Annotated in this window: 17 protein-coding genes and 3 tRNA genes; 6 read left to right on the forward strand and 14 right to left on the reverse strand. The window is 61.4% G+C overall.

Annotated features, from left to right (window positions below; all coding sequences use genetic code 11):
- The first annotated feature begins 8 nt into the window (after window positions 1-8).
- Genes nifV through nifM form a run of 4 tightly spaced genes read left to right on the forward strand, consistent with a single transcriptional unit; the run spans window position 9 to window position 2,815 of the window.
- Window positions 9-1,145: a homocitrate synthase gene (gene nifV / locus Q9Q94_RS17520; RefSeq protein ID WP_305981427.1), complete on the forward strand. Its 1,137-nt coding sequence runs from the start codon at window positions 9-11 to the stop codon at window positions 1,143-1,145.
- Window positions 1,146-1,159: 14 nt separating this feature from the next.
- A complete protein-coding gene (nifW, locus tag Q9Q94_RS17525; protein WP_305981428.1) occupies window positions 1,160-1,486 on the forward strand; it encodes a nitrogenase-stabilizing/protective protein NifW in 327 nt (108 codons plus the stop codon).
- Window positions 1,483-1,935 carry a nitrogen fixation protein NifZ gene (locus Q9Q94_RS17530; protein ID WP_305981429.1) on the forward strand — a complete coding sequence of 151 codons (453 nt, stop codon included), beginning with the start codon at window positions 1,483-1,485 and terminating at the stop codon, window positions 1,933-1,935. The genes nifW and Q9Q94_RS17530 overlap by 4 nt, the downstream gene beginning before the upstream one ends.
- Window positions 1,936-1,948: 13 nt before the next feature.
- On the forward strand, window positions 1,949-2,815 hold the full coding sequence (gene nifM / locus Q9Q94_RS17535) for a nitrogen fixation protein NifM (RefSeq protein ID WP_305981430.1): 867 nt from the start codon (window positions 1,949-1,951) through the stop codon (window positions 2,813-2,815).
- Between the two features lie 286 nt (window positions 2,816-3,101).
- Here the strand turns inward: nifM and Q9Q94_RS17540 are convergent.
- The 7 genes from Q9Q94_RS17540 to Q9Q94_RS17570 all read right to left on the reverse strand — a co-directional run bounded on the left by Q9Q94_RS17540 (window position 3,102) and on the right by Q9Q94_RS17570 (window position 8,243).
- A tRNA-His gene (locus tag Q9Q94_RS17540) sits at window positions 3,102-3,177 on the reverse strand.
- 32 nt (window positions 3,178-3,209) lie between these two features.
- A tRNA-Arg gene (locus tag Q9Q94_RS17545) sits at window positions 3,210-3,286 on the reverse strand.
- Window positions 3,287-3,338: 52 nt separating this feature from the next.
- A tRNA-Pro gene (locus Q9Q94_RS17550) sits at window positions 3,339-3,415 on the reverse strand.
- An 83-nt stretch (window positions 3,416-3,498) separates the two neighbouring features.
- Complete coding sequence (locus Q9Q94_RS17555; protein ID WP_305981431.1) at window positions 3,499-3,720, reverse strand: DUF2892 domain-containing protein; 222 nt, start codon at window positions 3,718-3,720, stop codon at window positions 3,499-3,501.
- A 43-nt stretch (window positions 3,721-3,763) separates the two neighbouring features.
- The gene (locus tag Q9Q94_RS17560; RefSeq protein WP_305981432.1) at window positions 3,764-3,988 is read right to left on the reverse strand and encodes a DUF2892 domain-containing protein; all 225 of its coding nucleotides are present in this window, start codon (window positions 3,986-3,988) and stop codon (window positions 3,764-3,766) included.
- A complete protein-coding gene (locus Q9Q94_RS17565) occupies window positions 3,985-7,233 on the reverse strand; it encodes an efflux RND transporter permease subunit (protein ID WP_305981433.1) in 3,249 nt (1,082 codons plus the stop codon). Before Q9Q94_RS17565 ends, Q9Q94_RS17560 begins: the two co-directional genes overlap by 4 nt.
- Window positions 7,230-8,243 (reverse strand): efflux RND transporter periplasmic adaptor subunit, encoded by a 1,014-nt coding sequence (locus Q9Q94_RS17570; RefSeq protein WP_305981434.1) that lies wholly within the window; start codon window positions 8,241-8,243, stop codon window positions 7,230-7,232. The genes Q9Q94_RS17565 and Q9Q94_RS17570 overlap by 4 nt, the downstream gene beginning before the upstream one ends.
- Window positions 8,244-8,335: 92 nt before the next feature.
- Here Q9Q94_RS17570 and Q9Q94_RS17575 point away from each other — a divergent pair, with 92 nt between their 5' ends.
- Entirely contained in the window at window positions 8,336-8,740 is a 405-nt protein-coding gene (locus tag Q9Q94_RS17575; protein ID WP_305981435.1) for a helix-turn-helix transcriptional regulator, read from the forward strand.
- On the opposite strand, the gene Q9Q94_RS17580 is transcribed toward Q9Q94_RS17575, so the two are convergent.
- From Q9Q94_RS17580 to Q9Q94_RS17605, 6 genes are all read right to left on the reverse strand, one after another.
- Entirely contained in the window at window positions 8,741-10,030 is a 1,290-nt protein-coding gene (locus Q9Q94_RS17580) for an MgtC/SapB family protein (protein WP_305981436.1), read from the reverse strand.
- Window positions 10,031-10,266: 236 nt separating this feature from the next.
- Window positions 10,267-10,746: a peptidylprolyl isomerase gene (locus Q9Q94_RS17585; RefSeq protein WP_305981437.1), complete on the reverse strand. Its 480-nt coding sequence runs from the start codon at window positions 10,744-10,746 to the stop codon at window positions 10,267-10,269.
- Window positions 10,712-11,281 (reverse strand): peroxiredoxin, encoded by a 570-nt coding sequence (locus tag Q9Q94_RS17590; protein WP_305981438.1) that lies wholly within the window; start codon window positions 11,279-11,281, stop codon window positions 10,712-10,714. Before Q9Q94_RS17590 ends, Q9Q94_RS17585 begins: the two co-directional genes overlap by 35 nt.
- A 100-nt stretch (window positions 11,282-11,381) precedes the next feature.
- On the reverse strand, window positions 11,382-11,744 hold the full coding sequence (locus Q9Q94_RS17595) for a YkgJ family cysteine cluster protein (protein ID WP_305981439.1): 363 nt from the start codon (window positions 11,742-11,744) through the stop codon (window positions 11,382-11,384).
- Window positions 11,741-12,406 carry a tRNA (guanosine(46)-N(7))-methyltransferase TrmB gene (locus Q9Q94_RS17600; RefSeq protein ID WP_305981444.1) on the reverse strand — a complete coding sequence of 222 codons (666 nt, stop codon included), beginning with the start codon at window positions 12,404-12,406 and terminating at the stop codon, window positions 11,741-11,743. The genes Q9Q94_RS17595 and Q9Q94_RS17600 overlap by 4 nt, the downstream gene beginning before the upstream one ends.
- Entirely contained in the window at window positions 12,403-13,365 is a 963-nt protein-coding gene (locus Q9Q94_RS17605) for a tRNA-dihydrouridine synthase (RefSeq protein ID WP_305981440.1), read from the reverse strand. The genes Q9Q94_RS17600 and Q9Q94_RS17605 overlap by 4 nt, the downstream gene beginning before the upstream one ends.
- A gap of 122 nt (window positions 13,366-13,487) precedes the next feature.
- On the opposite strand from Q9Q94_RS17605, the gene Q9Q94_RS17610 reads away from it, so the two are divergent.
- Window positions 13,488-13,910, forward strand: coding sequence for a DUF1178 family protein (locus Q9Q94_RS17610; RefSeq protein WP_305981441.1), 423 nt, complete (start codon window positions 13,488-13,490; stop codon window positions 13,908-13,910).
- A 195-nt stretch (window positions 13,911-14,105) separates the two neighbouring features.
- Here the strand turns inward: Q9Q94_RS17610 and Q9Q94_RS17615 are convergent, their stop codons facing one another.
- On the reverse strand, window positions 14,106-15,338 hold the full coding sequence (locus tag Q9Q94_RS17615) for an alkaline phosphatase family protein (RefSeq protein ID WP_305981442.1): 1,233 nt from the start codon (window positions 15,336-15,338) through the stop codon (window positions 14,106-14,108).
- Between the last annotated feature and the right edge of the window lie 129 nt (window positions 15,339-15,467).

The raw sequence follows: 15,467 nt of genomic DNA on the forward strand, positions 1-15,467 counted from the left end.
ACCGTGCCATGAGCCGCCAACTCACCATCAACGACACCACCCTGCGCGACGGCGAACAAACCGCCGGCGTAGCGTTCAGCCGTGACGAGAAACTCGACATTGCACGCAGCCTTGATGCGCTGGGCGTGCGCGAAATGGAGGTCGGCATTCCGGCCATGGGTGAGGCCGAGCGCGATAGCATCCGGGCGATAGCCACACAGAATCTCCAGGCCCGCCTGATGGTCTGGGCGCGCCTGAATGACCGCGACATTGCCGCCTGCGCCAATCTGGGCGCGCACCTGATCGATATCTCCGCGCCCGCATCTGACCAGCACATCGCCAGCAAGCTGCAGAAGAGCCACGGCTGGCTGCTCAGCGAGATTTACCGTCTGGTGCAGCGCGCCCGCGATCTGGGGCTGGACGTCTGTGTCGGCATGGAAGATGCCTCGCGCGCCGACCCCGCCTTCCTGCGCCAGATTGCCGAAGTCGCTCAGCGCGCCGGCGCCCGCCGGCTGCGCTACGCCGACACGCTGGGGATCATGGAGCCCTTTGGTATCACCCGCGAGATCAAGGCCTTGCGGCGCGCCTGCGATCTGGAAATCGAGATGCATGCCCACAACGATCTGGGCATGGCCACCGCCAACAGCCTGGCGGCCGTGCGCGCGGGCGCCACACACGTCAACACCACGGTCAATGGACTGGGCGAACGCGCCGGCAATGCCGCGCTGGAAGAAGTCGTACTGGGCCTCAAACAGTGCTACGGCATCGACACCGGGGTTGACCTGCACGGCTTCCCGGCACTGGCCGAACGCGTGGCCAAGGCCTCCGGTCGCCCGATTCCGGTGCAGAAAAGCCTCACAGGCGCAAACGCCTTTACACATGAATCCGGCATTCACGTGGATGGGCTGCTCAAGGACCCTGCCAACTATCAAGGCTTCGACCCGGCCATCGTCGGCCGCGAGCATCGCGTGGTGCTCGGCAAGCATTCAGGCACGCGTGCAGTCAAATCCGTGTTCGCCGCACTGGGCCGCCAGCTCGGTGATCTGGAAGCCAGTCTGATGCTCGAGATGGTGCGGCGTTTTGTTGCGCGGGAAAAACGCACACCCGACGAATCCGAGCTGATGCTGTTTTTTGAAGGCCTGCAACACGAGTGTCCGCATTGCTGAAACGGAGAACGTCGATGACCACCAAGACCCTGAGTCCTGAAGACTTTGCTGCAGAGCTCGCCGAGCTCGAAAGCATCGAAGACTTCCTCGCCTACTTCTGCATCGAATACGACCCCGCCGTCGTCCAGATCAACCGCCTGCACATCCTGCAGCGCTTTCACGACTACCTGCGCGGCGCCGGCAAGGAACCCGAATTCGAAACCTGGAAACGCCTGCTGGCGCGCGCCTACGAAGATTTCGTGCGCTCCGACGCCCTGACCGAAGGCGTGTTTAGCGTCTTCAAGCGCGCTCGCGGCATCGCCACGATTCCGCTCAGTGCCATCGGCAGGGCCCGCTCATGAAACCCAAATGGGATCTGGGCGACAGCCTGCGCGTCGTGCGCAACGTGCGCGATGACGGCACTTTCCCCGGCGCCAGTCGTGGTGAGCTGCTGGTGCGCCGTGGCAGCGTTGGAGCAGTCGTGGATATTGGAACTTTTCTGATGGATCAGGTGATCTACTCCGTGCATTTTCTGGAGCAGAACCGCATCGTCGGCTGTCGCGAAGAAGAGCTGATCGGTCTGGAAGAACACTGGGTGGAAACGCGTTTCGAGACCCGCGAGCGCGTCAGCTGCACTCGCGCGCTGGCCATTGGCGGAGAAGTGCGTGTGCCCATCGGCTCACGCGGCGAAATCCTCAACGTGCTGCGCGATGCAGTGGGTGGCATCGCCTACCACGTGCATTTTGATTGCTACGCCGGCCACCCGCTGATTGTTCGTGAAACCGCGCTGGATTCCACCAGCGCCCTGTAGGAAGAAGCACACCATGTCTGAACTCGCCGCCCCCGCCGCCGCCATCAGCGCCGCCGCCTCACCCTACCTCACCCTGAAGCACGCCAACGCACTGTTTTCGACAACGCCGGAGGCGCTCACACCCGAGCAGCGGCAACAGGTCAGCACCGTCGTAGCCCGTCAGCGCGAGATTGAGCGACGCATCCTGAACAGTCCGCAGGCTGCACATGTGGTGGTCAATGATGAAGCCATTGCCCGCAGCCTTGGCGAGATTGCCGCGCGCTTCACCAGTGAAGCCGAATTCGTGCTCGACCTCGCCCGCCACGGCCTGAGCGAGCAGGCTCTGCGCGAAGATGTGGAACGCGACCTGCGCGTCGAGGCCGTGCTGGAAATGGTGTCAGCCCGCGTAGCACCCGTCAGCAATCTGGAAACCGAACTGTTCTATCAGCTTCACTACCCACGCTTCCAGACGCCCGAGCGGCGCAGCCTGCGCCACATACTCATTACCATCAATGACGACACGAAGGACAATGCTCGCGCCGCCGCGCATGCACGCATCGAGCAGATCCACGCCCTGCTGCTGAAATCACCGGACCGCTTTGCCGAACAGGCTCTGCGCCACTCCGAATGCCCCACCGCCATGCAGGGCGGCCTGCTCGGTCAGGTGCCGCGTGGTGAGCTGTTTCCCTCGCTGGACGAAGCAGCCTTCCAGATGCGTCCGGCAAGCATTTCGGGCGTACTGGAATCACCAATGGGCTTTCACATCCTGCGCTGCGACAACGTCCAGCCTGCCGGCACAGTGCCGCTGACAGCCGTGCGCGACAAGATCCGCGCCCAGATGCTCAAGACCCGCCGGGAAAACAAACAGCGCGCCTGGGTCAAAACCCTGCTTGCACGATAGCCTGAAGAGCCGCATCTGGCCGCCATCTTCACAAACCCCATCTGGAAACACATGCCAGTAGAGGCTTGGCAGGCAGACTGGCTGCAAAGGCTTGCTGCACGCCGCTCTGCAGGCATGGCGTACACCGTCACTTCACATTCCGCTAGCGAACAATCGGCGTTACAAATCAGGCAGAGAACCGCCAGTTTCCTGTGTGCCGAACAAACTACACCCGGATTGAAATAACTCACCTTCGGCGCAAAAATGGAAACGGCCCTGTGATCACTCACAGGGCCGTTCGTATTCTTGGGGCGACATACCGGGTTCGAACCGGTGACCACTGGAATCACAATCCAGTGCTCTACCAACTGAGCTAATGCCGCCACTGGGTATTACAAAAATCTACTTCATCTACTGGCCTGCCCGAAGGGAATCGAACCCCTAACCTACGGCTTAGAAGGCCGTTGCTCTATCCAGTTGAGCTACGGGCAGTTCCTTGTCGAGCAGTCCCCGGGCAATTCCAACCAAGTTTACTTTGGAACCTTGGTCGGGGCGAGAGGATTCGAACCTCCGACATCTTGCTCCCAAAGCAAGCGCGCTACCGGGCTGCGCTACGCCCCGAGGGATCGAGATTGTATGCGAAGCCGGATGCCAGAGTAAAGCCCGACGTGAAAGTTTTTATCGCCCCGGTTCCGTACCCTGATTCATTTCTGCTTTTCGTGAAAATGCAGGTCTTCCTTCGGTGCCGGGCAGGTGCTGATGCCCAGCAACGGATAAAGAGGGCAGAACCTGAACAACCCGGTCGCAATCGGCACAACGCCGATCCAACCCCACATGCCGATATAGCCGAGTGCGGCCAGCAGCACCAGAATGAGACCCACGGAAACGCGCAGTGCGCGGTCAATCGTTCCTACATTTGCTTTCATGTTTCTCTCCTTTGCGGGGTGCTTCACTATTCGCGCCAGTAATTCATTTACAGCACGCGCCTGTCGAATCCTTGATACCCAGCCTGTGCAGGATGTTGACCAGCGGGCACAAACCGGTAAAGCCACTCTGGAACAGGTTGGCTCCTGTGAAGGTGGTGAGCCAGAGGAAGTGCTTGCTCACGAAGAGCGGACTGGCTTCGGCGCCCAGGGCGAGCGAAATCAGGACAAAAAAGCCGGCTACGGTGCGGACGATGCGTTCGGTGTTCATGCAGTGTGCTCCTCTTTGGTTCTGGGTGCCTGGTTTTTCGGGTGATAGGCCACGTAGTAGAGCAACGGAATCACGACCAGGGTCAACAGGGTGGAGATGGCGATGCCAAACAGCAGCGAGACAGCCAGACCATTGAAAATCGGGTCGTCAAGAATGAACAGTGCGCCGAGCATGGCGGCCAGAGCCGTCAATACGATGGGTTTGGCACGCGCGGCCACCGCATTGATCACCGCTGCATCAAACAAGATCCCCTCGCCCACCTGCAACTGGATGAAGTCGACGAGCAGGATGGAGTTGCGCACGATGATGCCGGCCAGCGCGATCATGCCGATCATCGAGGTGGCCGTGTATTGCGCACCCATGATGGCGTGACCCGGCATGACCCCGATGATGGTGAGCGGAATCGGTGCCATGATGATCAGCGGCACGAGATAGGAACGAAACTGCGCTACCACCAGCAGGTAAATCAGAACCAGCCCGACGGCATAGGCGGCTCCCATGTCACGGAAGGTTTCATAGGTAATCTGCCACTCACCGTCCCACTTGATGGCGTAGCCACGATACGGATCAGCGGGCTGACTGATCCAGTACTCGCCCAGCGTTCCACCTTCCGGCAAAGCCTTGCCGAAGAGCTTTTCGCGCAAGGCAAACATGCCATACAAGGGGCTGTCGATCATGCCTACCGCATCACCCTGCACGTAGGTCACGGGCAGCAAGTCCTTGTGATAGACCGGTTGATCCTGCACACCTTGTTCCACTCTGAGCAGCTCCGAAAGCGGCACCTGCGCGCCACTGCGCGAACTGACCGTGAGCTTGAGCGCGTCCTCGATCCGTGCCTGCTGCTCCGGCGCCAGTCGCAGACGCACAGGCTGCGGATATTTGGCGTGGCCTTCGCGCAACCATGTCGCGTCGATTCCGCTGAGCGCGGCCCCGAGCACTTCGCTGATCTGTGCCTGATTCACGCCCAGCGAGGCGGCACGCCTGGCGTCAATGCGCAGACGCAGCTTGGGCGTATCAGCAATCACGCTGCTGTCGATGGCGGCAATCCCCTCGGTGGCATGAAATGCTTGCTCCATCCGCCGGGCAACCGCAACCCGGCCCGCCGCGTCAGGGCCGTACAGCTCGGCCACAATGGGCGACATTACGGGCGGGCCAGGAGGAACCTCCACGACCTTGATCTTCGCCCCGTGCCGCTTCGCAATCTCCTCCAGCGCAGGACGAACCGCCTGGGCAATGGCGTGGCTCTGACGATTGCGGTGATGCTTGTCGACCAGTGCGACCTGGATATCGGCTTGGCCAGGCTGGGTGCGCAAGGCGTACTGACGCACCAGACCGTTGAAAGTAATCGGGCTGGCCGTGCCGACGTAGGCTTGATAGTGCGTGACTTCCGGCAAACGTGCGAGCTCGGCCGCCAGTTCGCGTACAGCAGCGGCAGTGCGCTCCAGCGGAGTCCCTTCAGGCATATCGACCACCACCTGAAATTCGCTTTTGTTGTCGAATGGCAGCATCTTCAGGATCACCCATTGCGCGGCGGGTAATGCCAGAGAAACGATGATCAGGCCCAGCACTCCAAGCCACAGCAGCAGTCGATTCCGCCCGCCACGGACCTCGTCGAAGAAGGGCGCAAACAGGCGCTGCGCAAGGCGATGCAGCCAGGAAGCAGGCCGCGCGCCGCTCTCCGGGGCAGCATGCTGAAGACGCCCCATCAGCTTGCCTGCCAGCCAGGGCGTCACCACGAAGGCCACTGCCAGCGAGATCAGCATGCCCATGCTCGCATTGATGGGGATCGGCGCCATGTAGGGGCCCATCAGGCCACTGACAAAAGCCATCGGCAGCAAGGCGGCAATCACTGTCAATGTCGCCAGGATCGTCGGGCCACCCACTTCATCGACCGCACGCGGCATCAGATCGAAAAAGGAGGCATGCGGGTCGATCTCGCGATGACGATGTATATTTTCGACCACGACGATCGCGTCATCGACCAGAATGCCGATCGAGAAAATCAGCGCAAACAGTGACACCCGATTCAACGTGAAGCCCCAGGCCCAACTGGCGAAAAGCGTCGCCGCCAGAGTCAGGACCACGGCAATCCCAACAATCGCAGCCTCCCGCCGCCCGAGCGCCAGCCAGACCAGCGCCACAACCGAAGCGGTGGCAAACAGCAGCTTCTGGATCAGTTTCTGTGACTTGTCGTTCGCCGTTTCACCGTAATTGCGGCTGACCACGGTTTCCACACTCGCTGGCAACACCGTGTTGCGCAAGATCTCCACACGCTGCATCAGGCGCTCGGCCACATCTACCGCGTTTTCACCGGACTTCTTGCTCACCTGCAGGGTCACGGCAGGAAACTCTTCCGCCGCCTTGCCCTGCGTCACCACGCCATGCCACACATAGCGCTCCGGCTGCGGCGCCCCCGCCTCAACCCGCGCCAGATCGCCGAGAAATACCGGTTTGCCGTTGCGTACCGTAACCACCACGTCGGCCACATCCTGTGCGGATTGCAGGAAGGAGCCCGTTTCCACCATCAGGCGACGGTTGCCATCAACCAGAGCTCCCACCGGGCCTGCCACGTTACGCAGATTGAGCGCCTGCGCTATCTCGGCTACCGAAACCCCCGCCCGGCGCATGCCCTCCGCATCAAGGAGAACATTGATGGCCTGTCCCGGCCCACCGATGCTGCGGATATCGCGGGTGCCCGGCACACGCTTGAGTTCGACCTCCAGCGCGTGTGCCACGCGCTCCAGATCGAAGGCGGAGATTTTCTCGTCACGCGAAAACATGGTCAGCGCCACAATCGGCACATCATCAATTCCGGCAGGCTTGACGATGGGCTCTTGCGCACCGAGATTGCGTGGCAGCCAGTCACGATGACTTTGCAGTGTGTCGTGCAGTCGCACCAGCGCTTCCGTGCGCGGCACCCCGACCTTGAACTGCACGGTGATGAGGGCCTGCTCCGGTTGCGACACGGACATGACATGCTCCACACCGGGCATGCGCGAAAGCACCTGCTCGGCCGGCGTGGTGATCATGGATTCGATATCGGCCACGTCGGCGCCGGGAAAGGCGATGGAAACATTGGCCATGGTCACGTCGATCTGCGGCTCCTCTTCGCGCGGAGTCACCCCTAGCGCAAAGATGCCCAGAAGGAACAGCAGCAAGGCCAGCAGGGGCGTGATTGCATTGTTCTGAAACAGCGTGGTGATGCGCCCGGAAATGCCGAGCGGGGTTTGCCGGTCATCACTCATTTGTGCATCCCCGCCAGCACCGGATCAAGGGCGACTTTCTCGCCCGCCGAAAGCCCGGCCAGCACCTCAACCCCCGCCTCGCCGAATTGCTCCCCGAGTCGCAGCAAGCGCTGCAGAAAGTGCCCATCCGGGGTCTGGACGTAGGCCGCTGTCAGCTCGCCACGCCGCACGACGGCTGCATTCGGCAACACCAGCCGGCGACTTTCACCCGTCGCCAGCAGCACGCGGACAGACTGGCCGGGCAGGAGGCCCTCCTGCGAAATCTGCTCCAGACGCACCTCGGTACTCTGGGTTGCGACATCGGCCGTCGGCAACAACTTCACCAGTCCGGCTGATTTCCATTGCCCCGGCACCGGCTCGAACTGGGCTTTGCCCTGAGCCCGCACGGCGGCCAGGCGCGCTTGCGGCACCTGCGCCACGATCCGCAAGTCACCCGGCGCATACAAGCTCAGCAGCGGGGCTCCCGGCGTTGCCATGTCGCCTTGCTCAACACTCACGCTCGCCACCACGCCGGCGTACGGCGCGACAATCTGTGCATGGCTCTTGCTGGCCGATGCGGCACTCGCTCCGGCCTTCAACGCATCGACCTGAGCGCGGGCGGAACGGGCTTGCGCCTCGGCCTGGTCAAGCGTGGCCGGACTCATGAATTTCCGCGCTACCAGCTCCCGTGTACGCGCCAGACCCGCTTCTGCATTAACCAGTTGCGCCTGAGCCGCTGCTACTTGTGCCTGCTGTGCCGCAACGCCCTGCCCCAGTTCCCGATCATCAATCCGCAGCAGGATCTGGCCAGCCGCAACCCGGTCACCGGCCTTCACTGCAACCAGCACAACCCGGCCCGCAATCTGTGCAGCGATCTGGCTCTGACGCGCCGCCTGCACCACACCATCAGTCGCATAGGCTGCCGGCACCTGTTTCAGCATCACCTCGGCAACCGGCACGGCGTCTTGCGCCGAGGCGGTGCGCAGTGCAAGCAGCAGGACAAACAGACTCAATCTGGACACGGCCCGCATGGCAGCCTCCCGGAAAATGAATTTGACTTTATATACTTTATAACCACATAGTTATATTGTCAATAAAAGCAAAGTACCGGACACCCGATATAATGACCACTCATGAAACGAATCCAGTCTTCACTCAAGGACACTACTGCATGCAGGCTCTGGACGAATCCGCACTGACCCACGTGGCCACTTATTTCCGTGCCCTCTCCGAGCCAACCCGGCTGCGCATCCTGAACACCTTGCGCGACGGCGAGAAAAACGTCAGCCAGATCACCGAGCTGACCGGCTGTGGTCAGGCCAATGTTTCCAAGCATCTGGCCCTGCTCTTCGAAGCGGGTCTGGTCACGCGCTCAGCGCAGGGAACGGCAGTCTTTTACGGTATCGCCGACGCGGCCACTTTCGAGCTGTGCGACATCGTCTGCGGCAATGTTGCGCGCATCGTTGAGCGCCAGTTTGCCAGTGCCAATGCACTCAAGAAGCAGCTCGGCAAAATCGGCAAAGCCTGATCAGAGCAGCCAGACAGCCATCAGTCCGACCGCCAGCACGCTCCCCGTCGCAACGCTCATGCGCCACGCCAGGCCGCGACTACCCAGCGCCACCGTCAGCCCGGCCTTGACCACGGTATTTGACAGCACACCGGCCACCACCGCCTGCGCGGCAAGCCCGATCTGGCTGGACTCGCGTGCCAGATCCACCATCGACAGGGTGATTGCATCCACATCGGTCGTCCCGGCCAGCACGGCAACATAGAGCAGTCCTGTTGTCGAAAAGCTGCGCCGGGTTATTTCAACGAGCAGCAGCACCACGGCGAAGAGCAGGCCGAACTTGCTTGCCGACCACAGACTGAACGGATTTTTCAGCGGGATTTCTGCCACCGTATCGGTCTGATGAGCCGCACCACTCAGACTACGCAGATAGTGCCAGCCGGCAAAACCGGCGTTGACCGCCAGCATCCCGCCAAACGGCCACAGCAGGGGCGTGATCAAGGCCGGATTCAGCAGCAGCACCATCCCCAGCACACGCACGAACATCACACACCAGGCGATGAGCACGCCGGCCGCATACGCATCATCCTTGCTGGCCAGTCCACCAGTCCGGCTTTCCCGGGCGATCGACAAGGTCACCGCCGTGGAGGACACCAGCCCCCCGGTCAGCCCGGTCACCGCTACGCCACGGGCACTGCCCAGCCACCGGGTGGCGACGTAACCAATCAGTGACAAGGCCGAGATCAGCACGACCAGCAGCCAGAGCTTGTAGGGGTTCAATGCGTTCCAGGGATCGATCGGCTGATGCGGCAGCAATGGCAGCACGATGAAACTGGCAATCAACAGCTTGAGTCCGGCAAAGATGTCCTCCTTGCCCAGTTTCTGCACGGCGCCATGCAGCGGGTCCTTGAACGCCAGCAAGGACGTATTGACCACCGCCAGCCCGACAGCCACCGCCGCATGGCCAAACATCACTGCCGCACCAAGCAGGAATACGGTGAGTGCGGCCAGCTCGGTGGTCAGGCCAATGGAAGCGGGGTCCGCACGTTTTTCCAGCAGATAGGCGGAAGCCACCAGCAGCAGCAAGCCGGCCAGGGAAACCCCAAAGATCAGCGGCATGCCCGTCTGGGTTGCCAGCCAGGCAGAGAGTGCTCCGGCCTCCGAAAGCAGCATGAAGGTGCGGATGCCGGCAAACGCCGGACGCTGCGTATCCGCTTTCTTCTTCTCACGCTCAACCCCTACCAATGCTCCGATCAACAGGGCTATCGCGAATGACTGGGCAATGCCCAGTTCGTGGGTCTGCTCGAACATGCCGGGCTCCTGTCGCAGGCGTTCCTGCAACTAACGGCAGAAACCGCCTTCAGCCTGAGGGGAGCCTGAAGAGACGCTCCGCACGGTCTTCTGCGAGAGGCCTGCCCGGTCACGCGCAGCCAGTCTGGCTGATCCGGCAGGCCGGCTGGAGAGTGAGGCTGCACGCGGCTTTGCAACATGCTTCGTACAAAAATGAAACAGGCCGCAAAAGCGGCCTGTTGTTCAGCGGCATGCGATCAATGATGATGACCGTGTTCGCCATGCACGTGCCCGTGCTCCAGTTCCTCCTTGGTCGCCATGCGCACTTCGCGCACGGTGACGTCAAACACCAGCGCCGTGCCAGCCAGCGGGTGGTTGCCATCAACCACGACCTTCTTTTCAGCGATGTCGGTAATCCGGAACACCATGTCGTCTTCACCGTCATCACCCACGCGCTCGAAGGCCATGCCCACTTCGATGTCGGCCGGGAACAGCTCGCGGTCTTCAACCAGCACCAGGCTTTCATCGAATTCGCCGAAGGCGTCGTCCGGCTGCAGCTTGAGGTTGAGCTTGTCACCCTCATTCATGCCGTGCAGCTTTTCTTCCAGCAGCGGGAAGATGGCATCGTAGCCGCCGTGCAGATACACCAGCGGGTTGGCGCCGTCATCCACGACATTGCCTTCAGGATCGCGCACGGTGTAGTCAAGCGTGACGACGGTGTTCTTGATGATTTCCATTCTTTCTCCGATTGAGTGTTTTCAGCAGTTCGAGCAATTTCTCGGTGTGATCCCGCAAGTCGACATTGTAATCCGCATGCAGCAGCACGCCATCACTTCCGATCACGAAAGTGCTGCGATGCACGGCCGGACGCACCACGCCATCCACCAGCCGATCCTGCCATACGCCGTAAAGACGACAGACTTCGCCTTCAGGATCTGACAGGAGTTCCATCGCAATGCCGTTCTCGTCGCGAAAGTCTGCATGTGTCAGGCATTCATCCAGACTCACCCCGACCACCAGCGCCCCGCACCGGGCGAAGTCGGCGTCGTGCTCGGAAAAGGCAATGGCCTGCTTGAGGCTGGAGGGCATCACATCACGCGGGTAGAAATGCAATACGACGGTCTTGCGTTGCACCGCTTCGGACAGGTCAAAAATTCCCATATCGGCGTCCGGCAGACAAAAAACTGGCGCCGTATTGCCCGGCGCCAGGAGTGATTCTGCACGGCGACAGCCCCCAACCATTTCGCCCGACCAGCTTGCGAGTTGCCCCATGTTTTGCTCCTTGCTGCGATACCGATACTTTCTGGATAGACGCGTGTGCAGCGAACAACAAGGAGAATGCGGAAAGCCCTAAGCTGCTTTTCCCTGAGGGCTACAACAGATTCTCTGGCGCGGGCAGCGGGGGCAGGCCGTGGCGCCGCCGCACGCGACTGCATTCGACGTTGCTGATGCCGTGCACGCCGTGCGGCGAAAATTCACGACACGGCTCCGGACGGAATTCGTAGATGCCGCAATGCACCATCTCGCCTGGCTTGCCGACCAGTGCCACACAGCGCGGCTGGGCACGATCGGTACCACGCATGCGGCAGGTGCTGGCCGTTTCTTCATCGGCCAGCGCATCCGGCACACAACCGCCTTCCGAAACAAGCTGACTGCGGTGAAAGCTCACGCGCAGACTGGCGCAACAGGCTCCACATTGCAGGCAGGGGTCGCGACCTGCAGCGCCTTCGCTCATACGGCCCCCAGATCCAGCGTCAGCCGATACAGGCTCTGTCCGGAGTCGCGGTATTTGCGCTCAAACGGCGTGAGTGGCTCTTCCGCTACCCAATCTTCCAGCACGGGCTCTTTCCCGCTCAACAACTGTAGTGCCAGCGCCAGCTCTTCGAGGTAGATGCGCCAGTTGCTGCGGCTCTCCAGCACTCCGCCCAGTTCAAGCAAGACCGGAAAAACCGCGTGCCCATGCCAGCGCCGCGCAAGCTGACCGATCTTTGGCCAGGGATTCGGGTACAGGATGTAGTGACGCGACAGTTTCACCCCACGCTCGGCCAGCAGTCGCCAGAAGTCCACCAGGTCGGCCCGCACGAAACACAGATTATCTGGATGTTCGCCGGGCTTGCCGCGGCTCAGGCGATCTTCACTCTGATCCACGCCGAGCACGAAATGATCAGGCCAGGCACGCGCCAGCTGCAGGCTGCTCCAGCCCACCCCACAGCCCGCATCCAGCAGGATCGGCGCCCGCCCGTCCCAGCGCTGCATGGCCGCGTCAAACGCAGCCACATTCCACGGCGCGTACGGCTTGCGGAAGGCGGCGTCGCGATGGCGCAGCACGACCTCTGCAAGCTTGTCATGCGGCCCGGTTTGCGCCGTCTGGATGTCTCGCGAGTTGGCGTACATCAGCAGGCCCCCGCCGCTCGCAAGGCCGCCTCGACATCATGCGCCGTGCGCAGCGGACGCACCTGCTGATGCAGCAACTCGGCCTGCGGAAATGTACGCCGCAGGAAATTCAGCCATTGCTTGATGCGGCCCGGCGCATGATGCTGCTCCACCTTGTGCAGCACGCCCTGCCAGAAATGCCCGATCAGAGGCAGCAGACGCGCCCAGTCATCCTCGGCCCGACTCGGTGCCTGCCCCGCTTCGCTGGCGCGAATGCGTTCAGCCAGAAACGGATCGGCTACCGCCCCCCGTCCGAGCATCAGCTGGCGACAACCGCTTTCAGCCACGCAACGACGGTAGTCTTCGACAGTCCACACTTCACCGTTAGCGACGACCGGAATCTTCACGGCTTCGGCAATGCGCGCGATCCATGGCCAGTGTGCCGGCGGGCGATAGCCCTCCTCCTTGGTGCGCGCGTGCACCACCAGCAACTCCGCCCCACCGTCTGCCAGAGCCTGCGCCGCCTCGATCGCCCGATGGGTGTCGCGGACCCCCAGACGCATCTTGGCCGTCAGGGGCACCCGACCGGAGATGCCGGTGCGCACGGCCTGTACGATGCGAAACAATCGCTCAGGCTCATCCAGCAACACCGAGCCACCGCCATGACGATTGACCATCGGTGCCGGGCAACCGAAATTCAGGTCAATGCCTGCCGGCTGCAGGCGCGCAAGCTTCTCTGCGCAAGCGCCCATGCGCTCAGGATCGGAACCCAGCAACTGCACCCGCACCAGGGTTCCGGCAGGCGTTCTGGCACCGGCCAGCAGCTCCGGAGCCACCCGTGTATAAACGCGGGAAGGCAGCACGGTATTGGAAACCCGTACGAATTCGGTCACGCACCAATCGTAGGGAGTGACGCGCGTCAGCACATCACGCATCACGGCGTCGACCAGACCTTCCATTGGAGCTAGCAGCAAGCGCGGCATCGGGACTAAATGCAAACGACGGTGAAAGAGCGCGGATTTTACGCGCTTGTCCACACCCCGGCAGCAGCATGGCGGCAATGCCGTGATATCTTTTGTTTCTTTCGATGCAGAGAGAGTTCGTCGTGATAGTGCTGGACCTGGAGTGCGAACAGGCACACCGTTTCGAAGGCTGGTTTGCCTCGGCACAGGCATTCGAGCAGCAACATGCCCGCCTGATGGTCACTTGCCCGGTGTGCGGCAGCCATGACGTGCAGCGCAAGCTTTCGGCACCGCATGTCGCACGCAGCTCCGCCGCCGACACTGCGCCGGCAGCGCAACCCGACCAGACCCGCATCCTGGCGAAACTGATCGACGTACTGCGCGATCATGGAATCGACTCGGAAGACGTAGGCCAACACTTCGCCGAAGAAGCCCGCAAGATCCATTACGGTGACGCAGAAGAACGCGCGATCCGCGGCAAAGCTTCGCTGGGCGAAGCGCTGAAACTGCTGGAAGAAGGAATCAGTGTGTTACCACTGCCGCCGGCAAAAGAGGATCTGCACTGAGAGCCTCATCCTGCGCGCCAGCCGAGCCAGACTCCAGGCCAAGATAAAAAGCGCTGAATCCATCCAGCGGCGAAACATACAGTCGCACTTTTTGCCACATCATCCGGAACGGGTTTGCTGTCTGCATGCCGGCATCCTCCTTGTGTTGCAAGGCTAGGGCTACAACATGACACGGCAGCGACAGCTGTGTGACGTTCAGTTTGCAACGCCGATGATCAGCGGCACACACATCTCTTCCGCGCTGAGCCCGCCGTGAACGCCAATCATGGGTGGAGCATCCTCGCCTGCCACACTGTCACGCACAGTCCAGTCGTCGCGAGCGATCAGCACCCAGTCACCACAGCGCGCCAGCGTTTCGACATCCACAGTCCCCGGGCCAAACAATCCGCTGGCCAAGGCCTCCGTTGCTGTCAGGGCAATCAGAGCGTGACCAAAGTGTGTCTCGATGACTTGGCCGAAAGATTCTGCGAATTCCGGCAGGACGTGACAGTACGCGGCGCGCCGCTCACCACTGAGCGGGCCACGCAGCATCGCGCGAATTTCAGGGTAGGCCATCAGATCAATCTGATGCTCAGGCGGATTGTCGATAAAACCATGATCTGAAGCCACCACAATCAGGGCCTGCGGCACCTGCGCACGAATCTGTGCGTACGCCGCGTCTATCCTGGCAAGCACACAGCGCGACGCCGCCGAATCAATCCCGCAATCATGGGCGGTACGATCCAGCAGAGGGGTATAGGCATAGATGTAGCGCGGACCAGTCCCCGTAGCGGCAGCTTGCTTGATCTGCGCAGGCAGTTCATCAAGCTCCCGATAGGCATGCACCACAGCGCCTGCCGCGTGAAAGCTGCTGAACGGGCCCTGGGCCAACTCCGGCAACGTCACCAGATGTGTCTGACGTTTGGCGGCCGGCATCAATGGCGTGGTACGCAGCAAACGATCGATCACCGCCTGCTCCGGCACACTTCGGCACCCTCGCAAGCGCATCGGGAGGGGTGCGACGATGGACGCGCTCTGCTCGTCACGCACGAACCAGCCGAGCATGCCATGCACCGTCGCCGATTCACCGGTCATCACGGTCGTGATCGCAGTAGCGGTTGTCGAAGGGAACACCGAAGATATCTGACCAACCCGATCGCGCCAAAGATTCGGAGCCAATTCGCGGTTGGCGGTCAGAAAATGATCACCCAGACCATCTACGAGCAGGAATACCAGTGTCTCGTGCTGTGCCCATGCCTCACTGGCGTGGCGGCCATCCGGCAAATGCAGTTCGGGATAATGAGTGCGGGCGGGGACGCCACACACGCGAGCCAGAGAAACAGCCAGATTGAACAGCCCCCGCCCCGAATAATCAGGCAGGCTGGCCTCATGCAGTTGTGGCAGCGGCAAAGGCGTCAGCTGCAGCGCCTGATTTTCATTCAGATACATCGAGCCACCACAAAAAACAAAAGGGGAAAGGCATAAGCCTTTCCCCTTTGAGACTGGAGCGGGAAAAGAGTCTCGAACTCTCGACCTCAACCTTGGCAAGGTTGCGCTCTACCAACTGAGCTATTCCCG

Origin of the sequence: Uliginosibacterium sp. 31-16 (genome assembly GCF_030730865.1) — a bacterium.
Classification (GTDB): Bacteria; Pseudomonadota; Gammaproteobacteria; order Burkholderiales; family Rhodocyclaceae; genus Uliginosibacterium.